The 20,100-nt window shown below is 66.0% G+C and carries 24 protein-coding genes; 6 read left to right on the plus strand and 18 right to left on the minus strand.

Features of this window, described 5'->3' with window-relative positions; all coding sequences use genetic code 11:
• Positions 1-399: 399 nt before the first annotated feature.
• The 6 genes from CVM73_RS27625 to CVM73_RS27650 are packed head-to-tail and all read right to left on the minus strand — an operon-like array spanning position 400 to position 5,017.
• Positions 400-1,275 carry an amidohydrolase family protein gene (locus CVM73_RS27625; protein WP_100234957.1) on the minus strand — a complete coding sequence of 292 codons (876 nt, stop codon included), beginning with the start codon at positions 1,273-1,275 and terminating at the stop codon, positions 400-402.
• Between the two features lie 13 nt (positions 1,276-1,288).
• The gene (locus tag CVM73_RS27630; protein WP_100234958.1) at positions 1,289-1,684 is read right to left on the minus strand and encodes a RidA family protein; all 396 of its coding nucleotides are present in this window, start codon (positions 1,682-1,684) and stop codon (positions 1,289-1,291) included.
• A gap of 25 nt (positions 1,685-1,709) precedes the next feature.
• On the minus strand, positions 1,710-2,513 hold the full coding sequence (gene hpaH / locus CVM73_RS27635; protein WP_100234959.1) for a 2-oxo-hept-4-ene-1,7-dioate hydratase: 804 nt from the start codon (positions 2,511-2,513) through the stop codon (positions 1,710-1,712).
• Positions 2,514-2,516: 3 nt separating this feature from the next.
• Positions 2,517-3,377: a fumarylacetoacetate hydrolase family protein gene (locus CVM73_RS27640; protein ID WP_100234960.1), complete on the minus strand. Its 861-nt coding sequence runs from the start codon at positions 3,375-3,377 to the stop codon at positions 2,517-2,519.
• 53 nt (positions 3,378-3,430) lie between these two features.
• The gene (locus CVM73_RS27645) at positions 3,431-4,048 is read right to left on the minus strand and encodes a flavin reductase family protein (RefSeq protein WP_100234961.1); all 618 of its coding nucleotides are present in this window, start codon (positions 4,046-4,048) and stop codon (positions 3,431-3,433) included.
• A 3-nt stretch (positions 4,049-4,051) separates the two neighbouring features.
• Entirely contained in the window at positions 4,052-5,017 is a 966-nt protein-coding gene (locus tag CVM73_RS27650) for a Bug family tripartite tricarboxylate transporter substrate binding protein (protein ID WP_167407094.1), read from the minus strand.
• A 141-nt stretch (positions 5,018-5,158) separates the two neighbouring features.
• On the opposite strand from CVM73_RS27650, the gene CVM73_RS27655 reads away from it, so the two are divergent.
• From CVM73_RS27655 to CVM73_RS27670, 4 genes are all read left to right on the plus strand, one after another.
• On the plus strand, positions 5,159-5,956 hold the full coding sequence (locus CVM73_RS27655) for an IclR family transcriptional regulator (RefSeq protein WP_167407095.1): 798 nt from the start codon (positions 5,159-5,161) through the stop codon (positions 5,954-5,956).
• Between the two features lie 133 nt (positions 5,957-6,089).
• Entirely contained in the window at positions 6,090-7,385 is a 1,296-nt protein-coding gene (locus CVM73_RS27660; RefSeq protein ID WP_100234963.1) for an O-acetylhomoserine aminocarboxypropyltransferase, read from the plus strand.
• A 3-nt stretch (positions 7,386-7,388) separates the two neighbouring features.
• Complete coding sequence (locus tag CVM73_RS27665; protein ID WP_100234964.1) at positions 7,389-8,171, plus strand: alpha/beta fold hydrolase; 783 nt, start codon at positions 7,389-7,391, stop codon at positions 8,169-8,171.
• Positions 8,172-8,241: 70 nt separating this feature from the next.
• Entirely contained in the window at positions 8,242-8,745 is a 504-nt protein-coding gene (locus CVM73_RS27670) for a DUF6496 domain-containing protein (protein WP_100234965.1), read from the plus strand.
• Positions 8,746-8,759: 14 nt separating this feature from the next.
• On the opposite strand, the gene CVM73_RS27675 is transcribed toward CVM73_RS27670, so the two are convergent.
• Together CVM73_RS27675 and CVM73_RS27680 are read right to left on the minus strand one after the other, a co-directional pair.
• Complete coding sequence (locus CVM73_RS27675; protein WP_100234966.1) at positions 8,760-9,713, minus strand: aliphatic sulfonate ABC transporter substrate-binding protein; 954 nt, start codon at positions 9,711-9,713, stop codon at positions 8,760-8,762.
• 21 nt (positions 9,714-9,734) lie between these two features.
• Positions 9,735-9,956 carry a hypothetical protein gene (locus CVM73_RS27680; RefSeq protein WP_100234967.1) on the minus strand — a complete coding sequence of 74 codons (222 nt, stop codon included), beginning with the start codon at positions 9,954-9,956 and terminating at the stop codon, positions 9,735-9,737.
• 393 nt (positions 9,957-10,349) lie between these two features.
• Between CVM73_RS27680 and CVM73_RS27685 the strand changes: the two genes are divergently transcribed.
• Entirely contained in the window at positions 10,350-11,081 is a 732-nt protein-coding gene (locus tag CVM73_RS27685; protein WP_100234968.1) for an SDR family NAD(P)-dependent oxidoreductase, read from the plus strand.
• A 164-nt stretch (positions 11,082-11,245) separates the two neighbouring features.
• Here CVM73_RS27685 and CVM73_RS27690 read toward each other — a convergent pair whose 3' ends face one another.
• Genes CVM73_RS27690 through phnG form a run of 9 tightly spaced genes read right to left on the minus strand, consistent with a single transcriptional unit; the run spans position 11,246 to position 18,212 of the window.
• Entirely contained in the window at positions 11,246-11,857 is a 612-nt protein-coding gene (locus CVM73_RS27690) for a pyridoxamine 5'-phosphate oxidase family protein (RefSeq protein ID WP_100234969.1), read from the minus strand.
• Positions 11,858-11,883: 26 nt separating this feature from the next.
• Entirely contained in the window at positions 11,884-12,480 is a 597-nt protein-coding gene (gene phnN / locus CVM73_RS27695; protein WP_100234970.1) for a phosphonate metabolism protein/1,5-bisphosphokinase (PRPP-forming) PhnN, read from the minus strand.
• Complete coding sequence (locus CVM73_RS27700; protein WP_100234971.1) at positions 12,477-13,625, minus strand: alpha-D-ribose 1-methylphosphonate 5-triphosphate diphosphatase; 1,149 nt, start codon at positions 13,623-13,625, stop codon at positions 12,477-12,479. Before CVM73_RS27700 ends, phnN begins: the two co-directional genes overlap by 4 nt.
• 12 nt (positions 13,626-13,637) lie before the next feature.
• Entirely contained in the window at positions 13,638-14,336 is a 699-nt protein-coding gene (gene phnL / locus CVM73_RS27705; protein ID WP_167407096.1) for a phosphonate C-P lyase system protein PhnL, read from the minus strand.
• A gap of 8 nt (positions 14,337-14,344) precedes the next feature.
• Positions 14,345-15,142, minus strand: a complete 798-nt coding sequence (gene phnK / locus CVM73_RS27710) for a phosphonate C-P lyase system protein PhnK (protein ID WP_100234973.1) — start codon at positions 15,140-15,142, stop codon at positions 14,345-14,347.
• A complete protein-coding gene (locus CVM73_RS27715) occupies positions 15,135-16,031 on the minus strand; it encodes an alpha-D-ribose 1-methylphosphonate 5-phosphate C-P-lyase PhnJ (RefSeq protein WP_100234974.1) in 897 nt (298 codons plus the stop codon). The genes phnK and CVM73_RS27715 overlap by 8 nt, the downstream gene beginning before the upstream one ends.
• Positions 16,028-17,131, minus strand: a complete 1,104-nt coding sequence (locus CVM73_RS27720; RefSeq protein WP_100234975.1) for a carbon-phosphorus lyase complex subunit — start codon at positions 17,129-17,131, stop codon at positions 16,028-16,030. The genes CVM73_RS27715 and CVM73_RS27720 overlap by 4 nt, the downstream gene beginning before the upstream one ends.
• A 3-nt stretch (positions 17,132-17,134) precedes the next feature.
• Positions 17,135-17,743, minus strand: coding sequence for a phosphonate C-P lyase system protein PhnH (gene phnH / locus CVM73_RS27725; RefSeq protein ID WP_167407097.1), 609 nt, complete (start codon positions 17,741-17,743; stop codon positions 17,135-17,137).
• A gap of 4 nt (positions 17,744-17,747) precedes the next feature.
• A complete protein-coding gene (phnG, locus tag CVM73_RS27730; RefSeq protein WP_167407098.1) occupies positions 17,748-18,212 on the minus strand; it encodes a phosphonate C-P lyase system protein PhnG in 465 nt (154 codons plus the stop codon).
• Between the two features lie 119 nt (positions 18,213-18,331).
• Here phnG and phnF point away from each other — a divergent pair, with 119 nt between their 5' ends.
• On the plus strand, positions 18,332-19,063 hold the full coding sequence (gene phnF / locus CVM73_RS27735) for a phosphonate metabolism transcriptional regulator PhnF (protein WP_100234978.1): 732 nt from the start codon (positions 18,332-18,334) through the stop codon (positions 19,061-19,063).
• A gap of 198 nt (positions 19,064-19,261) precedes the next feature.
• Here the strand turns inward: phnF and phnE are convergent, their stop codons facing one another.
• Positions 19,262-20,077, minus strand: a complete 816-nt coding sequence (gene phnE / locus CVM73_RS27740; protein ID WP_430641321.1) for a phosphonate ABC transporter, permease protein PhnE — start codon at positions 20,075-20,077, stop codon at positions 19,262-19,264.
• Positions 20,078-20,100: the final 23 nt, after the last annotated feature.

Below are 20,100 nucleotides of genomic sequence, written 5' to 3' on the forward strand. Positions count from 1 at the left end.
TGCATGCCGATCTGACTGCGTTCCGGCACCCGCAGTCGCAGCGCACCTCGCCTCTCGGCCTGCGGTCCTTCCTGCTTGGGTAACCCCTCGAACAACTGCTCGTCAGCCATCATCAGCCCCTGCTTCGCGCCATGCGATCGAATCACAGCTTCGCCTCTGTGGCAAATGCTGCCAAAAGATTCTCACGCTCTCAGGATGAGGGCGGAGTTTGCGGCAGCAATTCGATGGGGCACCGATGCCGAGTAGCCTCATCCTGAGGAGACCGCGAAGCGGTCGTCTCGAAGGACGAGGCGGGCGCTCCGCGGGCGAGCCCCCCATGCGGTGAGAGCCCTCACCCCGACCCTCTCCCGCAAGCGGGAGAGGGAGCGCACCGCGTTTCGTGGCGAGCGTCGAAGCTCTCTAATCCGCAAACCCGAACAGCTTGGCCGGATTGTGCACCAGGATCTTCTCCAGTTCGGCCTGGTCCGGCGCGTAGCGGTACATCAATTCGAGCAAATCAGCGTCGTTCGGCGGCTGCTTCACCGAGACCGGATGCGGCCAGTCGCTGGCCCAGACGCAGCGGTCGGGTGCAGCCTCGATATAGGCGCGCGCGATCGGAATGACATCGTCGTAGGGAGCCCCAGTCTTCGAGGTCTTCTCGCCGAGCGACAGCATCACCCAGAAATTGCCCTTGGCCAGCAGCTCCAGCATCTTGCGCAGGTTCGGATCGTTCCTGCCGGCCTCGGGATCGGGGCGCGCCATGTGGTCGATCAACACGGGCACGTCGAGGTTCTCGTACTTGGCGACGCTCGACATGATGCCGTCCTTCTCTGGCTGGATCTTGACGTACCAGCCGAGCTCGCGGATGCGCGCGATGGCGCGGGCGAAATCGGCGTCCGACAGCACGGCACCGAGCTCCTGGCGGAAGCTGAAGCGCGCGCCGCGCACGCCCGCATCATGCAGCTTGGCGAGATAAGCATCGTTCGCCTCGGCGAACACCAGCGCATTGGCGCAGCCGCGATAGTTCGGGCCCATGGCGGCGAGGCCGTCGAGCACGACGGCATGGTCGGCGCCGTAGGTCGTGGTCTGCACGATGATGCCGCGCTCGATGCCGAGCGTCTTGTGCATGCGCAGCGCCGTTTCCCAGGTCGCGGTCGGCATCCGATAGGCGGCGCCGGGGCGCTCCGGATATTTGTCGATGGGACCCAGCACGTGGAACTGGCTATCGATGGTCTTCGGTGGCGGCGCCTTGATAGGGCGGCGCGGGTTCGGATCGAACGGCAGATAGGTCGGCATGCGCAAAACTCCCTCAGTCGATCACGGCGGTGAAGTCGCACTGCACCAGCGCGCCGCCGTCCATAGTGTCCATCGGCAGCGCGTGGCGCGCGGGACGCGAATGCTCGTCCGGAAACATCTTGAGCCACTCGACATTGACCGGTCCGCGCTGCGAGCGGTCCTTCAGCCACACCGTCATCTTGATGATGTCGTCGGTGGTGCCGCCGGCGGCCTCCACCGTCGCCTTCATATGCGCGAACATGTTGGCGCATTGGGCGTCGAGGCTCTCGGGCATCGCGTTGGTCGCGGGATCGCGCCCCAAGATGGCGCCCGACATCACGAGATTGCCGATGCGGCAGGCGTTCGGAATCGGATTGACGTGCTTGAAGCCGCCGATGTGAATGCTCTTGCGCCGCGTGTGACCGGTCATGGTGCGCTCCCTGCTTGTTGTTGGTTCAGACGAACTGGCACGACACCGAGCCGAACGCGCCGTAGTCGGCATGGAAGGTGTCGCCGCGGCGGATGTCGACCGGACGCGTGAACGATCCCGCCAGCACCACCTCGCCGGCGGCGAGATGTTCGTCATGCGGGGCGAGGCGGTTGGCGAGCCAGGCGATGCCGTTGGCGGGGTGATTGAGCACACCGGCGGCAAGGCCGGTCTCCTCGACCTCACCGTTGCGGAACAAGAGCGCGCCGATCCAGCGCAGATCCGCATCCATCGGGCGGATCGGCCGGCCGCCGAGCACCAGTGCGGCATTGGCCGCGTTGTCCGAGATCGTGTCCATGACTTTTCGCGTCTTGCCGGTCTCGGGGTCGACGCGATGCATGCGCGTCTCAAGAATCTCCAGCGCGGGCGTGACGTAGTCGGTGGCGTTGAGCACGTCGAAGATGGTGCAATCGGGCCCGCGCAGCGGCGCCTTCAGCACGAAGGCGAGCTCGACCTCGATGCGCGGCGCGTGGAAGCGGTCGAACGGAACAGGCGCAGCGTCGGCATAGAACATGTCGGCGAACAGCACGCCGTAATCGGGCTCATTGATGCCGACCGCGTTCTGCATCGCTTTCGAAGTCAGGCCGATCTTGTGGCCCTTGATGACGCGGCCGCGACCGAGCTGGAGTTTTGTCCAGGCGCGCTGGATGGCGTAGGCATCCTCGATGCTGAAATCCGGATACTCTTTCGAGAACATCGGGATCAGTGCCTTGGTGCGCTCGGCCTCATCGAGGCGCGCGGCGAGGCGCTCGATCGTAGCAGCGTCCAGCATGATCTAGCTCTCCGCGGCCACGGTGTTGCGCAGCACGCCGATGCGGCTGGACTCGACCTCGACGACGTCGCCGACCTTGAGCCAGCGCGGCGGATCGAAGCGCGCGCCCGCGCCCGTCGGCGTGCCCGTCACGATCATGTCGCCGGGCTTGAGGGTTGCGAAGGTGGAGAGATAGGAGATCAGGAAGTCGAACGGGAACATCAGCCGCTCGGTCGTGTCCTGCTGCCGCACCTCGCCATTGACGCGTGTGGTGATGTCATGCGGCCCGCGCGGGTCGAGCTCGTCCGCTGTGACGATCCACGGGCCGATGCTGCCGGAGCGGTCGAAATTCTTGCCCTGCGTGACGTTGAACTTGCCGTGGCGGAGCCAGTCGCGGATCGTGCCCTCGTTGCACAGCGTCATGCCGAAGATGTGCGACCACGCTTTCTCCCGCGCGATGTGACGACCGCCCTGCCCGATCACGATGACAAGCTCGCCTTCGTAGTCGAGCTGGTCGGACACCTTGGGCTTCTCGATCGGCTGGCCGGAGCCGGTCATCGAGGACATGCTGCGCACGAACAGGCTGGGATATTTGGGAAGGTCGGAATTGTCTTTATATTCGGCGTTGCGCTCGGCGTAATTGACACCGATGCACCAGAGCTTTTCCGGCGCCAGCACCGGCGGCAACAGGACGAGCTTGTCCAGCGTATAGTCCGGCTTCTGTCCGGCGACCGCCTCCTGGGCGTCGGCAAGCGCATTGGCCGCGATCAGCGCCTTCACATCCGAATAGTCGCGGCCGATGCGCTTGGTCAGATCGACCACGCCGCCTTGAACGGCCGCGCCGTAGCGCGGCTCGCCGTCCAGGAGATAGCTCAGGAGTCGCATTGTATTTCCTCCAATGATCTTGAGGCAGCTGGGCTCGAGACAGGCTCGCGCGCTCAATCTTTCGATTTGGGAGTCTGGAAGACGGTGTTGAGCGTCACGATCTCGCCGAGGCGGGCGTAGCGCGGGCCGCCGATGCGTGCGATCGGGTCGAGCGCCTTGGTCTCGACCTTGCCGTCATTCACGAGGCCGTCGCGGATGTGGAACATCACGACCTCGCCGACGATGAGCCGGCTGCGGGCCTCGCCGAACTCGAGGCACTGTCGGAAGCGGCACTCCATCGCGACCGGCGCGGCGGCAAGCCGGCGCACCTTGATGAGATCGCAGGGCAGCGTCTCCAGCCCGAGATGCTCGACCTCGCTGATCTCAGGCGGATGCTCGACGGATGAGTCGTGCACCGCTGACATCAGCGGGGTGTCGGCGATGTGGATCACATATTCCTCGGTATCGAGGATGTTGTGCGCGGTGTCCTTGTAATCGGCGCCCTTGCGGCCGACGCTGATGGCGAGCATCGGCGGCTTCTGCGAGACGAAGGTGAAGGCGCTGAACGGGGCGAGGTTGAGCACGCCGCTGCGCGACAGGCTCGTCACCCACGCGATCGGGCGCGGCACCACGATGCCGGTCATCAGCCGGTAGATGCGCTCGGCGCCGAGCTCGGTGGGATCGATCCGCATCGGTCAATCCGCCCTGATATTGGCCTTGCGCACCACCGGAATCCACTTGGCGTCCTCGCGTTCGAGATAGGCCTTGAATTCGTCCGGCGTCATCGGCGTGGCTTCGCCGCCGAGCTTCTCGAACTTGTCGATCACGGCGGGGTCCTTCAGGATCGCAACCAGCGTCTCGTGCAGCTTGTCCACGATCGGCGCCGGCGTGCCGGCGGGCGCGAACAGGCCGGTAAAGGTCTGGCCGTCAAAGTCCTTGTAGCCGAGCTCGGCGAAGGTCGGCACGTCAGGCAGCGACTTCAGCCGGTGCGGGCTGGTGACCGCGAGCGCGCGGAACAGGCCGGCCTTGATGTGCTGCAGGCTGACCGTGAGCTGGTCGAACGCGAATTGCACCTGGCCGCCCAGGAGATCGTTGATGGCCGGCGCATTGCCACGGTAGTGCGCCGTGACCCATTGCAGCTCGAGGCTGGACTGCATCAGCTCGCTGAGCAGATGGTTGGTGGTGCCGGGGCCGGGCGAGGCCATGGTCAGCTTGCCGGGCTCGCGCTTGGCGAGATCGAGAAACTCCTTGAGCGTGGTCGCCTGCACCGACGGATGCACCTCGAGCACCAGCGGCGTCATCGAGATCGTCGAGATCGGGAGAAAGTCCTTCTTCCAATTATAGGCATCGCGCTTGTTGATCTCGGTCGCGAACAGCACCGGGCCGTTGGCACCGACGAACAGCGTGTAGCCGTCGGGCGCCGACTTCGCGAAGGCCTCGCCCGCGATCATGCCGCCGGCACCGGCCTTGTTCTCGATGACGAAGGGCTGGCCGAGCTTTTCCTGGAGCTTGTCGGCGACGATGCGTGCGGCGCTGTCGACATTGCCGCCGGCGGGATAGGGCACGATCAGCTTGACGTTGCGCGCCGGCCATTGCTGGCTAGAGGCCGGCCCTGCCAGCATCGCGGTGACGGCAGCTATGGCAATCCAGATTAATCTCATGTTAACCTCCCGGCGGCGCTTCCAATTCACGTCGAATGCCCCGACGTCGCGCAAGACGGCCCACAAGGCATTCCGATCGGAGCGCAATCTCCAGATGCGCGCTTGCCCTGTCGAGTGAATTGTGGCGTTCTTGTCCATATTATGGACAAGAGACGCTCAGCGAAATCGGTCCGCAGCGCCGTGGAACCGCGACAGGGCGCGCAGGCGATCCGGCGCGCGCTCGCGGTGCTGCGCATCCTTGCCGCAGGTCGCGAAGAGGGTGTGCCATTGGCCGAGGTGATCCGGGCGACGGCCCTCACCCGCCCGACCGTGCATCGCATCGTCCACGTGCTGATCGAGGAAGGCATCGTCGAGCGGCATGGCAGGAGCGGCCGCTACGCGATCGGCAACCAGGTGCCGGAGCTGGCGCTGGCCCGGCCGCGGCCCTCGCGGCTCTTGGTCGCCGCAAATCCGTCGCTGCAGCGCGCGTCTGCCGAGATCGGCGACACGCTGTTCCTGACGGTGCGCACCGGCAACGACACGCTCTGCGTCGATCGCCGGATTGGCGTCTATCCGATCCAGGTGCTGTCGATCGAGGTCGGCGCACGCCGGCCGCTCGGCGTCTCCAGCGCCGGCGTCGCCATCCTCGCCGCGATGCCGGCGCAGGAGGCGCGGAAGATCGTCGCAGCCAACGAGAAGCGGTTCGAGGCCTACCGGACCGACGTCGCGACGGTGCTCGGCGAGGTCACCGCCGCGCGACGGCTGGGATACGGCATGAGAGAGATCGGCCTGGTGCAGGGCACGAAATCGATCTCGACCTGGATCAAGACTCCGGACGGGCAGCCCGCCGCGGCGATGACCGTCTCCGCCGTTCGCACGCGGCTCGGCCCCCGCCGCGAGCAGGAGGTCGCGGAGATATTGCTGCGGGAAGCGCGGATCATCGAGCAGGCGATCGGTTGACGCTGCTTCCTTCGCTTCTCCCCGCAAGCGGGGCGAGGGGCGCACCGCGAACGGGGCGCTGTCAATGGGCTGACTTGGCACACAGTTTTGTGGCACAACGGCCGCCATCACCGACCGACCAACGAGGCCACGCATGCCCGCGCCAAAACCGCCTGCTTTCGAGACCCTGAGCCTGCATGCGGGCCAGCATCCGGATCCCGTGACCGGCGCCCGGGCGGTGCCGATCTACCAGACCACCTCCTACGTGTTCCAGGATTCCGACCACGCCGCGGCGCTGTTCAACCTGGAGCGCGCCGGCCACATCTATACGCGCATCTCCAACCCCACCACCGGCGTACTGGAGGAGCGGCTCGCGGCACTCGAGGGCGGCGTCGGCGCGATCTGCACCGCGAGTGGCCAGGCGGCGATGCATCTGGCCATCGCCACGTTGCTCAATGCCGGCGACCACATCGTGGCGTCGAGCTCGCTGTATGGCGGCACCATCAACCTCCTGGCGCACACCCTGCCGCGCTTCGGCATCACCACCAGCTTCGTCAAGCCGCGCAATCTCGACGCGTTTCGCGCCGCGATCAAGCCGAATACGAAGCTCGTGATCGGCGAGACCATCGGCAATCCTGGGCTGGAAGTGCTGGACATTCCCAAGGTCGCGGCGATCGCGCATGATGCGAAAATTCCGCTGCTGATCGACAACACCTTTGCAACGCCCTATCTCAGCCGGCCGATCGAGCTGGGCGCCGACATCGTCATGCATTCGGCGACCAAATGGATCGGCGGCCACGGCATCGCGATCGGTGGTGCCATCGTCGACGGCGGCCGGTTCGACTGGCGCGCATCGGGCAAATTCGGCGTGCTGACCGAGCCCTATGGCGGCTATCACGGCATCGTCTTCGACGAGCAGTTCGGCACCGCAGCCTTCATCATGCGCGCCCGCACCGAGGGCCTGCGCGATTTCGGCGCCTGCCTGTCGCCGACCAATGCGTTCCAGCTGCTCCAGGGCGTCGAGACGCTGGGCGTGCGCATGGACCGGCACATGCAGAACACGCATCTGGTGCTGGAGGCGCTGAAGTCCAACAAGGCCGTCGACTGGGTGCTGCACCCCTCGCTGGAGGATCACCCCGACTATCAGCTCGCCAAGCAATTACTGCCGCGTGGCGCCGGCTCGATCATCTCCTTCGGCATCAAGGGCGGCCGGCCTGCGGGCCGCAAGTTCATCGAATCCCTGCGCATGATCAGCCATCTCGCCAATGTCGGCGACGCCAAGACGCTGGTGATCCACCCGGCCTCGACCACGCATCAGCAGATGGATGCCGAGCAGCTCAAGGCCGCCGGCGTCGGCGAGGAGCTGGTGCGGCTGTCGGTCGGCATCGAGACGGCAAGCGACATCATCGACGATCTCGCCCAAGCGCTGCGCATCTCGCAAAAGGTCTAAGCCATGAAGCTCTCCGTCAACGGCAACGATGTGTTCGTCGCAACCGGCGGCCGCGACTTCGACAAGTCCCTGCCCGCGGTCGTGTTCATCCACGGCGCCGGCTTCGACCATTCGACCTGGGCGCTGCATACGCGCTGGTTCGCCCATCATGGTTTTTCCGTTCTCGCGCCCGACCTGCCCGGCCACGGCCGCTCCGCGGGGCCCTCGCTCTCGACCATCGCCGAGATGGCCGATTGGACGGCGGCGCTGCTGGATGCAGCGGGCGCTACGAAGGCGCATCTGATCGGCCACTCCATGGGGTCGCTGATCTCGCTGGAGACCGCTGCGCGCCATCCCGACAAGGTCTCCGCGCTGAGCCTGATCGGCACCGCCGCGACCATGACGGTCGGCCCGGATCTCTTGAAGGCGGCCGAGGCCAATTCGCAGGATGCCAACGACATGGTCTCGATCTGGGGCCTCGGCTTCAACGCGGAACTCGGCGGCAGCCTCGCGCCGGGCCTGTGGATGCATGGCGGTGCGCAGGCTGTGCTGAAGGCTTGCGAGCCTGGCGTGCTGTTCAGAGATTTGTCGGCCTGCAATGCCTACGCGAATGCGCTGACCGCTGCGGCGAGCGTGAAGGTGCCGACGACGCTGATCCTCGGCGAGAAAGACATGATGACGCCGGCGAAAGCCGGCAAGGCGCTCGCGGCCGCGATCCCGCATGGGAGGACCGTCGTGGTGCCCGGCGCCGGCCACATGATCATGGCCGAGCGCCCGGATGAGCTGCTGGCGGCGCTGAGGAACTGAAAAAGGATCGATCGTCCGTCTTGCGCGTTGCGGTCAGGTATCCCTGCCAATCACGAAGGGGAACTCGACCATGCCAAGACAAGAAGTCATCCGCAAAGCCAGGCAGGACAAGCGTGCCGGCAAATCGGCGAGTACGCAGGCCGGCGAATTCGTCAAGGACGAGATCGACAAGATCAGGAAGGGCAAGCACGGCGCACGCTCGACGAAGCAGGCCATTGCCATCGGCCTGTCCGAGGCGCGACGCGCTGGCGTCGATCTGCCGCCGCCGCGCAAGGGGCGCACCAAGAAGGCGACGCGCCGCAGCGCCAAATATGCCTATGAGGTCGGCCAGGGCAAGCGCACGCCCAAGCGGCGGCCGCGCGTGTCACGCGCCGTCGAAGGCGTGTTGAAGAAGGAACCGCGCTCGACGGCATCGCGCGGCGCGCTGTCGAAGCAGGCCAAGCGCGCCGCAAGCCGCCGAACCGCAGCGTCCCGCTCGGCCGCCGCTCGGAAAGCGAGCCACACCAAGGGCGCCAAGGTCCGGTCCACCGCCGCGAAGAAGGCGGCACGCACCAGGGCGCGCCGCAAGGGTTGATCAATCGCGCTGGCTCACGAGCCCGGCGTCCATTTCCAGACGATCTCGGAGACGTTGACCGGCTTCGGGATCAGTCCGAGTTTTGCAAAACGATCGGCGACCGCCTGCTGGCTTGCGACAACCTCGGCATCCAGTGGCACGACGCGGAAGTTGGAGCGATCCACGAAACGCCTGACGGCCTCGATGTCAACGCCGGTCGCGTCTGCCTGCGCTTTGGCGACGTCCTCGTGGTGTTCGTTGGCCCAGACGCCTTCGGACGCAAAGGTCGTGTTCAGCTTCGCGACCAGCGACGGATATTTCTCGACGAAATCCGTGTTGGCGATGTAGAAGGCGTTCGGCTTGTGCACGTCCTTGTCGAAAGCGATGACGCGGGCGTTCTCCTTCAGTTCGGCGAGCGCGAGATACGGATCCCAGATCGACCAGGCATCGACCGACCCCTTGACGAAGGCGGCCGTCGCATCGGCCGGCGCGAGCGGCGCCGGCGTGATGTCGGACCAGGACAGGCCGGCCTTCTCGAGCGCCGCGACGAGCAGATTATGCGCGCTCGATCCCTTGCCGAAGGCGACGCGCCTGCCTTTGAGATCGCCAAGCGCCTTGATCGCCGAATCCTTCGGCACGATGATCGCCTGGGTGTTGCCCTCGGATTTCACCGCGGCGACATAGCGGATCTTGGCGCCGCCGGCCTGCGCGAAGATCGGCGGGGAGTCGCCGACATAGCCGAAATCGACGCTGCCGACATTGATGGCCTCCAGCAGCGGCGGCCCGAACTGGAAATCGACCCATTTGATCTCGATGCCGAGCGGCTTGAAGGCGTTCTCGAGCGTCTGGCGCTGGCGCACGGCCGGGAAGAAACCGCCCTTCTGCGTGCCGATGCGGATTTCCGCCGGCCTGTCCTCGGCGCGCGCGGGGAGCGCAAGGGCCGTCGTGAGCAGGAGTGTGGTTGCCAGGATATGTCGTCGAGAGATCATAACGTGGTCCTTTCGTTGGGATCAGTTGGCGAAGAGTTGCGAGTTCGCGCGACGGCTACGCTCGGAGAACACGGCGCGGGCGGCGCGCTCGGCCTCGCGCGCCGAGCGGAACTGGCGGCCTTCGAGGCTGTCGAACAGGCGCTCGGAGGAGAAGAAGCGGAAGCCGCGCTCATCTCTTGTGATGATGCCGGCGGCGCGATCGTGGATCTCGATGATGTAGGCGTTGGACTGGGTCTGGGACATGACTGCTCGTGCGCCGAAATTTCGGCGTTCCTGTCTTGGAGTTTCCGGTGTGAGGTGCTGCTAGGAGACGGTCAGCAACAACAACAGGCGCCCGTTGCCGCCGAGAAACAGCGCCGCGTCATGCACGCATGCATGTCGCCTTGGTTACGCTGGTGATCAATTCTCATATCGCGGCATCAAGCTCGAGGAGCAGTCTCTACGCTCCGAATATCGAGCGGTTGGCACGATTGGTCAATGAAATGGCTATCCATATTTGGCAACGGCACGCTGGGGCGCTTCTCCCGCCGCGAGCACTGGCAGACGGATTCATCTCGCGATGAGTTCAACGCGCGCGAACAGCAAGCGTGATACGCTCGATGCACCACAAGGTCGATGATTTGAGAGGTTCCAGGCATGGCGGATGCTCTGAAAGGGCGCACGGCGCTCGTGACCGGCGGCTCGCGCGGAATTGGCGCAGCCGTCTGCCGTGCACTGGCCGAAGCCGGTGCGGCGGTGGCGATCAACTGCCGCGAGAGAATCGGCGAGGCCGAGCAGCTGGCGGGCGAGATCGGCAAGCAAGGCGGCCGCGCCATCGTGGTTGCCGCCGACGTCTCACAAGCCGAGGCCGTGGCCGCAATGGTCGAGCGCGTCACGGCCGGGCTCGGACCGATCGACGTCCTCGTCAACAATGCCGGCATTGCCATCACGCGCGGCATCGACGACCTCACCGAGGACGATTTCGACCGCACCATTCTGGTCAATCTGAAATCCGCTTTCCTGTGCACGCAGGCGGTGTTGCCATCGATGCGCGCGCGGAAATGGGGCCGTATCGTCAACATCTCCCCCGGGGCGGCACGCGGTGCCGGCTCAATCGGCCCGCACTACAATGCGTCCAAGGCAGGGATGGAGGGCCTGACGCGAGGCTATGCGGCGCGGCTTGTGAAGGAGGGCATCACCGTCAACGCGGTGGCGCCCTCGCTGATCGAGACCGACATGATGAGCGGACAGCCGCAACTTGTCAGCCGCATCCCGCTCGGCCGTTTCGGCACGGCGGATGAGGTGGCGAAAGCGGTGATGCTGCTGGTGGACAACGCGTACATGACCGGGCAGACGATCGCGCTGAGCGGGGGCATGGCGTTTAATTGAGGGGCGGCGCTCACCTCTCCCCGCTTGCGGGGAGAGGTCGGATCGCTCTTGCGATCCGGGTGAGGGGGTACAGGTCCCTCAACATTCGCCCGTGTGGAGAGAGCCCCTCACCCCGACCCCCTCCCCGTAAGAACGGGGAGAGGGAGAGGATAGAGCGCGGGCGTTCACCACATCGTCGCGGCGGCGCGCGACGGCCACGCACGATCGTACTCCGCGCCGCCGACCTTGTTCTCGCTCATCTCGGCGAGGATCTGGCCCGGCGTCGGCAGCGTCTTCGGATCGACGCGCTTGTCGGGATTCCAGAGGTCGGAGCGGACGATGGCGCGGGCGCATTGGAAGTAGATTTCCTCCACGTTCATCACCATCACGCTGCGCGGCGCCTTGCCCTCGACCTTGAACGAGGCCAGCAGCTCCGGATCGATCGACAGATGCGCGCGGCCGTTGGCGCGGACGGCGTTGCCCGAGCCCGGGATCAGGAACATCAGCGATACCCTGGGATCGCGCACGATGTTGCGCAGGGAATCCACCCGGTTGTTGCCGCGACGGTCCGGCAGCATCAGCGTCTTGGGGTCGTGAATGCGGACGAAGCCGGGGAGATCCCCGCGCGGCGAGCAATCGATGCCTTCGGGCCCGATCGTCGCGAGCGCGGCGAACGGCGCCTTCTCGATGAAGACGCGGTAGAGCGGCGTGACATGGTCGGCGACTTTCACGATCGAGGCGTCATTGGTATCGCCATAGATGGCTTCTAGCTGTTCGACCGTTTCGATCACCGTCATTCCACCTCTCCTTCTTGCACTGGCAACTAGTCTTGCCAGCCTTCATTCCTGATCACGCGCACGAGCTGGCGGCTGTGATAGTCCGCGCTGCCCGCATTGAGGATGGTGACGTCGGCATTGGCCGAAGCGTCGTCGACGCTGCGCGCAAGGCGATCGGCAATATTGCCGTCGCTATGCCGGGCGCGCGCGGCAAGCCGCTGCGCCAGCACGTCCGGCGGCGCCGTGATCGCGACCACCACGACATCGGCATAGGCGTGGCGCAACGCGGCGATCACGGTACGTGAAACGTTGACGACGACGGCACGACCGGCACGGATATCGTCGTTGATCTCGAGCGGCAGCGCATAGGCATGTCCATGCGCCTCCCAGTGCACGGCGAAGTCGCCATGTTCGCGCGCGCGACGGAAGTCGTCCTGGCTCAGCGCGATGTTGTCCTCATCGGTCGAGGACGCACGCGTCACGACACGGCGTGGGAAGACGATGTCGGGATCGTCGCTGCAGGCCGCCTGCGCCAGCCGCAGCAAGGTATCCTTGCCGGCGCCGCTGGGGCCGACCACGAGCACGAGCCGGCCGGGGCCGATCGCACCCGCCTCGTCCTGCGCCGTGGTCACGGTCTCGCTCATGCGACGCGGCGTCCTTCGCGCCAGACGCTGCGGACGACGGGAACGTGGCCTGCGATATGCACACGGATCAGGTCGGCGCGCTTGCCGGTCGCGACCTCGCCGCGATCGGTGAGGCCGACCGCTTCGGCGGGCGCTTTCGTCACGGTGCGAACCGCCGCCGGAAGGCTGATCGCGGGCACATGCTCCGGCAATTGCAGCGCGGCCATCAGCAGGCTGGACGGAATGTAATCCGACGACAGGATGTCGAGCAGGCCTTCGCGGGCGAGATCGACCGCGGCGATGTTGCCGGAGTGCGAGCCGCCGCGCACCACGTTCGGCGCGCCCATCAGGATGTCGATGCCGGCCTGGTGCAGGCCGCGCGCGGCCTCCAGCGTGGTCGGGAATTCCGCCACCGAGACGCGGTCGCGCACGGCGTCCGCGACGTTCTCCTCCGTGGTGTCGTCGTGGCTCGCCAGCGGGATCTTGTACTCGTGCGCCAGCGCCACGATCTCGCGCATGTTGGCCGCAGCATAGAGCCGCTGGTACTCGAAGCGCTTTGCGAACAGCTCATCGAGCTCGGCGTCGGTCTTGCCGCCGCCCTTGCCGCGATAATAGTCGCGCAGCTTGACCTCGTCGCGGAACTGGCGCTGGCCCGGCGTGTGGTCCATCAGCGACATCAGCTTGACGTCGGGACGGTCGATCAGCTCCCTGGCCTCCTCGACCACGCTCGGCATCGGGATTTCGCAGCGCAGATGCAGGAAATGGTCGGCACGCAGCAGGCTGGCCTCGCGCGCGGTCGTGATCGCGGCGGCGAGCACGCCGGCGCGGCCATCGACTTCCTCGGCGCCGTCCTCGCGCCAGACCCTGAGCGAATCGAACACCGTGGTGATGCCTGACGTCGCGAGCTGGCCGTCATAGGAGACGACGGCCGCGACCGGATTCCAGAACACCTTTGGCCGCGGCACGTAATGCGCTTCGAGATGGTCGGTGTGGAGCTCGATCAGGCCGGGCATGATCAAGTCGCCGCCGGCATCCTCGGCGCCGGCGGGCGCCCTGCCCTCGCCGATCTCCGCAATGCGCCCGTCGGCAAGCGCGAGCCAGCCCTGCTCGATCACCCGGTCAGCCAGCACGATCCTGGCATTGGCGATCACGGATTCCTTATTCATTTCCCTCTTCCTTCAGGCCGCGGCGGCAAAGCTGGTGACGTCGACGATGCGGTCGGCAATCAGATGACGGATTTCGTCGTCATGGACAATGGCGACCATGGCAACGCCCTGGCGCTTCTTCTCGGCGACCAGGTCGACCACCACAGCGCGATTGGCGGCATCGAGCGAGGCGGTCGGCTCGTCCAGCAGCAGGATCGGCAGGTCCGAGATGAAGCCGCGCGCGATGTTGACGCGCTGCTGCTCACCTCCGGAGAAGGTCGCGGGCGGAAGCTGCCACAGACGCTCGGGGATGTTGAGACGATGCAGCAGCTCGCCGGCGCGCGCCTGTGCATCGGTCCGGCTCATACCGTTCACGATCAGCGGCTCGGCGACAACGTCGATGGTGGCAACGCGCGGTACCGCGCGCAGGAACTGGCTGACATAGCCGATGGTGGAGCGGCGGATGTTGAGGACCTGCCGCGGCTCGGCTGTGGCGAGATCGACCACAGCGCCGCGATGGTGGATGCCGATGCGGCCGGAGTCGCAGCGGTAATTGCCGAAGATCATTTTCAGGATCGACGACTTGCCGGCGCCTGACGGGCCCGACAGAACGACGCATTCGCCCGGATTGACTTGGAAGGTCACGCCGCTGACGACGGGCAATTCGACGCCGCCTTGCAGGTGCATCGTGAAGGTCTTTTGCGCATCGGCAACGTCGATCATGGCGGTCATCGAAAAGCTCATGGCGGGAGAATCGAGGAGACGAGGAGCTGGGTATAGGGCTCGCGGGGATCGTCGAGCACCTGGTCGGTAAGGCCGGTCTCGATGACCAGGCCGCCTTTCATCACCATCACGCGGTGCGACAACAGGCGTGCGACCGCGAGATCGTGGGTGACGATGATGACGGCGAGGTGTAGCTCGGCAACGAGGCTGCGAAGGAGATCGAGCAGGCGGGCCTGCACGGAGACGTCGAGCCCGCCAGTCGGCTCGTCCATGAACACCAGCCGCGGCTCGGTGACGAGGTTGCGGGCGATCTGGAGGCGCTGGCGCATGCCGCCGGAATAGGTGCGCGGCGCATCGTCGATGCGGGCGATGTCGATCTCGACGCGCGTCAGCCAGTCGGACGCGGTCTCACGGAGGCGACCGTAGTGATTCCACCCCACCGCCATCAGCCGCTCGCCGACATTGGCCCCGGCGGAGACCGCCATTCGCAGGCCCTGCGCAGGGTCCTGATGGACAAAGCCCCAATCGGTGCGGAACAGGAGGCGCCGCTCGGCCTCGCCAAGGGTGGCGAGATCGCGAGTGACGCCGTCGCGCATGCGGTAGGAGACGTGGCCTGCGCTGGCAGCGAGCTGGCCCGACAGCATCTGCAGCAGCGTCGACTTGCCCGAGCCGGACTCGCCGACGATCGCCAGCACCTCGCCCGGATAGAGCGAGAACGACACGTCGCGGCAGGCGGCGATGCGGCCGAACGACTTGCTGAGAGATTTTGCGACCAGCAGAGGCTCGTCATTCTCGCCCAGATTCTGATCAGCCATTCGAGGCCTCCTGCGCCTTCTCCTTGTACGGCGCAGCACTCAAGGCACCGTGATGACCGGCGGCCTGGCGGCCCTCGCAATAATCGGTATCGGAGCAAACGAACATGCGTCCGCCCTTGTCGTCTGTCACGATCTCGTCGAGGTAGGAGTTCTCCGCCCCGCATAGCGCGCAGGGCGCGTTGAAGCGATACGGCTCGAACGGATGATCCTCGAAATCGAGCGACACCACCTGGGTGTAGGGCGGGATCGCGTAGATGCGCTTCTCGCGGCCGGCACCGAACAATTGCAGCGCCGGGCAATTGTCCATCTTGGGGTTGTCGAATTTCGGCGTCGGCGACGGGTCCATCACGTAGCGCGCGTTGACCTTGACCGGATAGGCGTAGGCGGTCGCGATGTGGCCGAAGCGCGCGATGTCCTCGTAGAGCTTCACATGCATCAGGCCGTATTCGGCCAGCGCATGCATGCGCCGCGTCTCGGTCTCGCGCGGCTCGAGGAAGCGCAGCGGCTCGGGGATCGGCACCTGATAGACCAGCACCTGGTTCGCGTTCAGCGCTGTCTCCGGGATGCGGTGGCGGGTCTGGACCACCGTCGCTTCGTCCGTCGCGGTTGTCGTCGCAACGCCGGCGGTTTTGGCGAAGAACTTTCGGATCGAGATCGCGTTGGTGGTGTCGTCGGAGCCCTGGTCGATCACCTTGAGCACATCCTGCGGGCCCAGGATCGCGGCGGTGACCTGCACGCCGCCGGTGCCCCAGCCATAGGGCATCGGCATTTCGCGGCTGGCGAACGGCACCTGGTAGCCGGGAATCGCAATCGCCTTCAGGATCGCGCGACGGATCATCCGCTTGGTCTGCTCGTCGAGATAGGCGAAGTTGTAGGCGGGCGCGTTCATTCCGCGGCCTCCTTCATGGCAACGGGCGTGTTGGCATCAGCGAATTCCTTGCGCAGCTTGCGCAAGAGGCCGAGCTCGGACTGGAAGTCGACATAGTGCGGCAGCTTCAGGTGCTCGACGAAGCCGGTCGCCTGGACGTTGTCCGAATGCGACATCACGAATTCTTCATCTTGCGCTGGTGCGAGTGCCTCCTCGCCGAGCTCACGGGCGCGCAGCGCGCGATCGACCAGCGCCATCGACATGGTCTTGCGCTCGCTCTGGCCGAAGGCGAGGCCGTAGCCGCGGGTAAAGCACGGCGCCTCCGTTGCCGAGCCCTTGAACTGGTTGACCATCTGGCACTCGGTGAGCTCAATCGCGCCGAGCGGCACGGCGAAGCCGGCGTCTTCGGCGAAGAATTCCACCTCGACCTCGCCGAAGCGGATCTCGCCGGCGAAGGGATGGTTGCGGCCATAGCCGCGCTGGGTGGAATAGCCCATTGCCAGCAGGAAGCCCTCGTCACCACGCGCCAGATTCTGCAGGCGCAGATCGCGGCCTGCCGGAAAATTCAGCGGCTCGCGGGTGAGATCGCCGACGCTGGCGCCGTCCTCGGCCTCTGGCGAGGATTCGATCAGGCCGTCGCGTCCCAGAATGTCGGTGACGCGGGGCGTCGGCGCGGTCGAGGCTTCAGCCGTCGCCGGTGTCTCCGGCACAAAACCTTCGGCGAGCGAGGGGTCGAGCAGGCGGTGTGTGTAGTCGAAGGTCGGCCCGAGGATCTGCCCGCCGGGAATGTCCTTGAAGGTCGAGGACACCCGCCGTTGCACCCGCATGGCGCCGGTATCGACCGGCTCGCTGGCGCCGAAGCGAGGCAGGGTGGCGCGGAAGGCGCGGACCAGGAAAATCGCCTCGATCAGATCGCCGCGCGCCTGCTTGATCGCGAGCGAAGCGAGCTCGCGATCATAGAGCGAGCCTTCGCTCATGACGCGGTCGACGGCGAGACCGAGCTGCTCCGAGATCTGGTCGAGGGTGACCTCCGCAACGCGTTGGTCGCCGCGCCGCCTATCTGCGAGCAGGCGATGGGCGTTCTCGATGGCGCGTTCGCCGCCTTTGACTGCGACATACATGCGTTAGCTTCCCTTGCTCACGACGCGCGTGGTGCGAGGAATCGCGACCACGGCATCATCGGCGACCAGCACGACGTCGATGCCGCGCGGAAACAGCGCTTCGTTGATATGCAGGCGCTCGAACAGGTCGAACGGCTTGACCGACGCCTGCAGCGTGGCGACCCCATCGATGCCGGGGCCGCGCAGCTCGAAGCCGCGCCCCGAGACCAGGCTTTCGACCTGAATGATCAAAGTGGTCGAACGGTCCGGATACTCGCTCGTCCCGAGCGCAAAGCGCTCGAGCGGCGGAAGCGCCGCGCCATCGCTGATCAGCGCGAAGCTCGCGATCGAGCAATCCTGCACGACCGGCGCGCCTGTGTGAAATTTCAGCCATTTCACCACGTCCGAGCTCTCCGCCATCCGCGCTTCGAGCCAGAGCGGCGTGTCGTGATCGAACAGCGTCAGCGCGATCGCGGCTGTGCCGCGCATCATCGTATCAGGCGCCCCCGCCATCGGCACGATGCGCTGGACCGAGCCTGGCCGCGCCATCGCGTCCATGACCGAACGAAAGGTCGATTGCGCCGACAGCACCTTGTCGGCGAAACCCGGCGGCAGTTCCGCAATCGTGGTCATGATCTCACCCCTCACCGCGCACCATGGTGTAGAAATCAACCTTCGTCGCGGCGGTCTCTTCTGCCGCCCGCTTGTGCCGGACCATAAGCTGCTCACGCAACGGCGCGATAACGCTGCGCTCGACCAGCCCGCCGAAATCGCGGGACTGCACCAGCGCATCGCACAGCGCGATCAGCCGCGCCTTCTCGCCGTCGCGCCCGAGCGTGTAGCCGAACCCGACCTCGCCGCTCGCAAGCCGCACCGCCGCGCGCGACACCGTGGCTTCGCCGAGGTTGAACGGCGCACCGTCGCCGCCGACCCGGCCGCGCAGCATCACGAGGCCGTTCTCCGGCGCACGCAGATCCTGATGAGCCGGCAGGGTGAGATCGCGGAGGCGAGCGGCGATCTCGCCCGCCTCCGCGTGCGCCAGCACGGCCATCGCGGCCTTGCGCTGGGCTTGCTGGGTATTGTGCTGGGTCACCTGATCCACCGCGCCTTTGACAAAACTTGCCGATTCCAAGTTGTCTATGATAATAGACAACTTCATACGGACGCGCCATGACTGTTTCGTGACAAAGATGTGATTTTCGGGCTAGGCTGACCGACGACATGAGCATGCAGGACACAGCCTCTTCGGGCGTCGCTTTGTGGCGCCTCGTCGCCGACGGCATCGAGCGCGGCATCGCCGACGGCCGCTTTGCCGCGGGCGACAAGCTGCCGGGCGAGAGGGAGATCGCCGAAACCTACCGCGACAACCGCCACACCGTGCGGCGCGCGCTGGCAGCCCTTGCCGAGCGCGGCCTGGTGCGCGCCGAGCGCGGCAGCGGAACCTATGTCGAGGCACAGAAGCTCGCTTATCCCTTGCGCTCGCGCACGCGCTTCTCCGAGATCGTCGGCGCCGAGGGGCGCGAACCGCACGGCCGGCTGATCGAGGCGAGCGATGATGTCGCGACGCGCGAGCTCGCGCGAGAACTGGGATTGAAGACCGGCGCGCCCCTCGTGCGGATCGAAGCGATCCGGCTCGCCGACCGCACGCCGATTTGCGTGTCCACGACCTGGCTGTCGGCGGACCTGTTTCCGGATGCGGGCGCCGTGTTCGCGGCGACGCGCTCGATGACGAAACTGCTCGCACATTATGGCGTGCGCGACTATCGCCGCGGCGCGACCCGGATCACCGCCGGCATCGTCGACGCGACCGACGCCGCCCGGCTCGATCTCGCGCTGGGGCGTCCGATCCTGGTGGTCGATGCGACCGACCACGATCTCACGGGCAAGCCGCTGGTGACCAAGCATTCGCGGTTTGCTGCGGAACGGGTGGAGTTTCTGGTGGAGAACGGGTGAGCCTTTCGTCGAGCGGTGCGCTGTCTTCCCCTCTCCCCTTGTGGGAGAGGGTGGCTCGCCGCATAGCGGCGAGACGGGTGAGGGGTCTCTCTCCGCGCTCACTAACGCCTGTTGAATTCGCCGATAGAACCCCTCATCCGGCGCTTCGCGCCACCTTCTCCCGCAAGGGGAGAAGGGAAGCGGAGCTCGTGGCTGCGATCAGGCCACCGCCCTGGGCCCGATGATCGCAAACCGCAGCTTGCCGGAGATGAAATCGATCGCGGCGACCGCGACCAGGATCATCAGGATCAGGAACGACACCTTCTGCCATTCCAGCACGCGGATCTGCTCGGCGAGCTGGAGGCCGATGCCGCCGGCACCGACGATGCCGATGATGGTGGCCGAGCGGGTGTTGGATTCGATGAAATAGAGCACCTGGCCGGCGATGACGGGCAGGACTTGCGGCAGCAGGCCGAAGCGGATCTCGTGCAGCGGGCTGCCGCCGGCGGCGCGGATGCCCTCGACCTGCTTCTGGTCGGCACCCTCGATCGCCTCCGAGAACAATTTTCCGAACGCACCGAAATCCGACACGGCGATGGCGAGCACGCCGGCGAACGGGCCGAGCCCGACCACGTTGATCCACACCAGCGCCCAGATCAGCGTATCGACGCCGCGGATCGAATCGAGGAACCGCCTGACGGGAAAGCGCAGGATGTTCGACGGCACGATGTTGCGCGCCGCCAGCAGGCTGACCGGGAGCGCGAACAGCGCCGCCAGCGTGGTGCCGAGCAGCGCGATCGACAACGTCTCGCCCAGCGCCTTCAGATAGACCGGCAGCGAGGAGCCGGGATCCGGCGGGATCATCATCAGGCTGATCCAGCCGAGCTGGCTGAGGCCGGCAAAGAAGCGCGACGGCGAGAAGTCGAGATCGACGAGGCCGTAAATAAGGATCGCGAACGCCGCGACGATCATCGCCGGCGTTGCGAGCCGCGCCGAGGCCGGCCGGTCGAACACATCGGGGTAGCGCGCGCGCATCTCGCGCGTATCGACCTGCTGCG

The sequence above is a fragment of the Bradyrhizobium forestalis genome, assembly GCF_002795245.1.
Lineage (GTDB): Bacteria > Pseudomonadota > Alphaproteobacteria > Rhizobiales > Xanthobacteraceae > Bradyrhizobium > Bradyrhizobium forestalis.

Excerpts from the sequence above, each read along its gene's own strand:
- CVM73_RS27625 (WP_100234957.1), bottom strand. The coding sequence starts at position 1,275 with ATGCCGACCTATCTGCCGTTCGATCCGAACCCGCGCCGCCCTATCAAG.
- CVM73_RS27630 (WP_100234958.1), bottom strand. The coding sequence starts at position 1,684 with ATGACCGGTCACACGCGGCGCAAGAGCATTCACATCGGCGGCTTCAAG.
- hpaH (WP_100234959.1), bottom strand. The coding sequence starts at position 2,513 with ATGCTGGACGCTGCTACGATCGAGCGCCTCGCCGCGCGCCTCGATGAG.
- CVM73_RS27640 (WP_100234960.1), bottom strand. The coding sequence starts at position 3,377 with ATGCGACTCCTGAGCTATCTCCTGGACGGCGAGCCGCGCTACGGCGCG.
- CVM73_RS27645 (WP_100234961.1), bottom strand. The coding sequence starts at position 4,048 with ATGCGGATCGATCCCACCGAGCTCGGCGCCGAGCGCATCTACCGGCTG.
- CVM73_RS27650 (WP_167407094.1), bottom strand. The coding sequence starts at position 5,017 with ATGAGATTAATCTGGATTGCCATAGCTGCCGTCACCGCGATGCTGGCA.
- CVM73_RS27655 (WP_167407095.1), top strand. The coding sequence starts at position 5,159 with ATGGACAAGAGACGCTCAGCGAAATCGGTCCGCAGCGCCGTGGAACCG.
- CVM73_RS27660 (WP_100234963.1), top strand. The coding sequence starts at position 6,090 with ATGCCCGCGCCAAAACCGCCTGCTTTCGAGACCCTGAGCCTGCATGCG.
- CVM73_RS27665 (WP_100234964.1), top strand. The coding sequence starts at position 7,389 with ATGAAGCTCTCCGTCAACGGCAACGATGTGTTCGTCGCAACCGGCGGC.
- CVM73_RS27670 (WP_100234965.1), top strand. The coding sequence starts at position 8,242 with ATGCCAAGACAAGAAGTCATCCGCAAAGCCAGGCAGGACAAGCGTGCC.
- CVM73_RS27675 (WP_100234966.1), bottom strand. The coding sequence starts at position 9,713 with ATGATCTCTCGACGACATATCCTGGCAACCACACTCCTGCTCACGACG.
- CVM73_RS27680 (WP_100234967.1), bottom strand. The coding sequence starts at position 9,956 with ATGTCCCAGACCCAGTCCAACGCCTACATCATCGAGATCCACGATCGC.
- CVM73_RS27685 (WP_100234968.1), top strand. The coding sequence starts at position 10,350 with ATGGCGGATGCTCTGAAAGGGCGCACGGCGCTCGTGACCGGCGGCTCG.
- CVM73_RS27690 (WP_100234969.1), bottom strand. The coding sequence starts at position 11,857 with ATGACGGTGATCGAAACGGTCGAACAGCTAGAAGCCATCTATGGCGAT.
- phnN (WP_100234970.1), bottom strand. The coding sequence starts at position 12,480 with ATGAGCGAGACCGTGACCACGGCGCAGGACGAGGCGGGTGCGATCGGC.
- CVM73_RS27700 (WP_100234971.1), bottom strand. The coding sequence starts at position 13,625 with ATGAATAAGGAATCCGTGATCGCCAATGCCAGGATCGTGCTGGCTGAC.
- phnL (WP_167407096.1), bottom strand. The coding sequence starts at position 14,336 with ATGACCGCCATGATCGACGTTGCCGATGCGCAAAAGACCTTCACGATG.
- phnK (WP_100234973.1), bottom strand. The coding sequence starts at position 15,142 with ATGGCTGATCAGAATCTGGGCGAGAATGACGAGCCTCTGCTGGTCGCA.
- CVM73_RS27715 (WP_100234974.1), bottom strand. The coding sequence starts at position 16,031 with ATGAACGCGCCCGCCTACAACTTCGCCTATCTCGACGAGCAGACCAAG.
- CVM73_RS27720 (WP_100234975.1), bottom strand. The coding sequence starts at position 17,131 with ATGTATGTCGCAGTCAAAGGCGGCGAACGCGCCATCGAGAACGCCCAT.
- phnH (WP_167407097.1), bottom strand. The coding sequence starts at position 17,743 with ATGACCACGATTGCGGAACTGCCGCCGGGTTTCGCCGACAAGGTGCTG.
- phnF (WP_100234978.1), top strand. The coding sequence starts at position 18,332 with ATGAGCATGCAGGACACAGCCTCTTCGGGCGTCGCTTTGTGGCGCCTC.
- phnE (WP_430641321.1), bottom strand. The coding sequence starts at position 20,077 with ATGCGCGCGCGCTACCCCGATGTGTTCGACCGGCCGGCCTCGGCGCGG.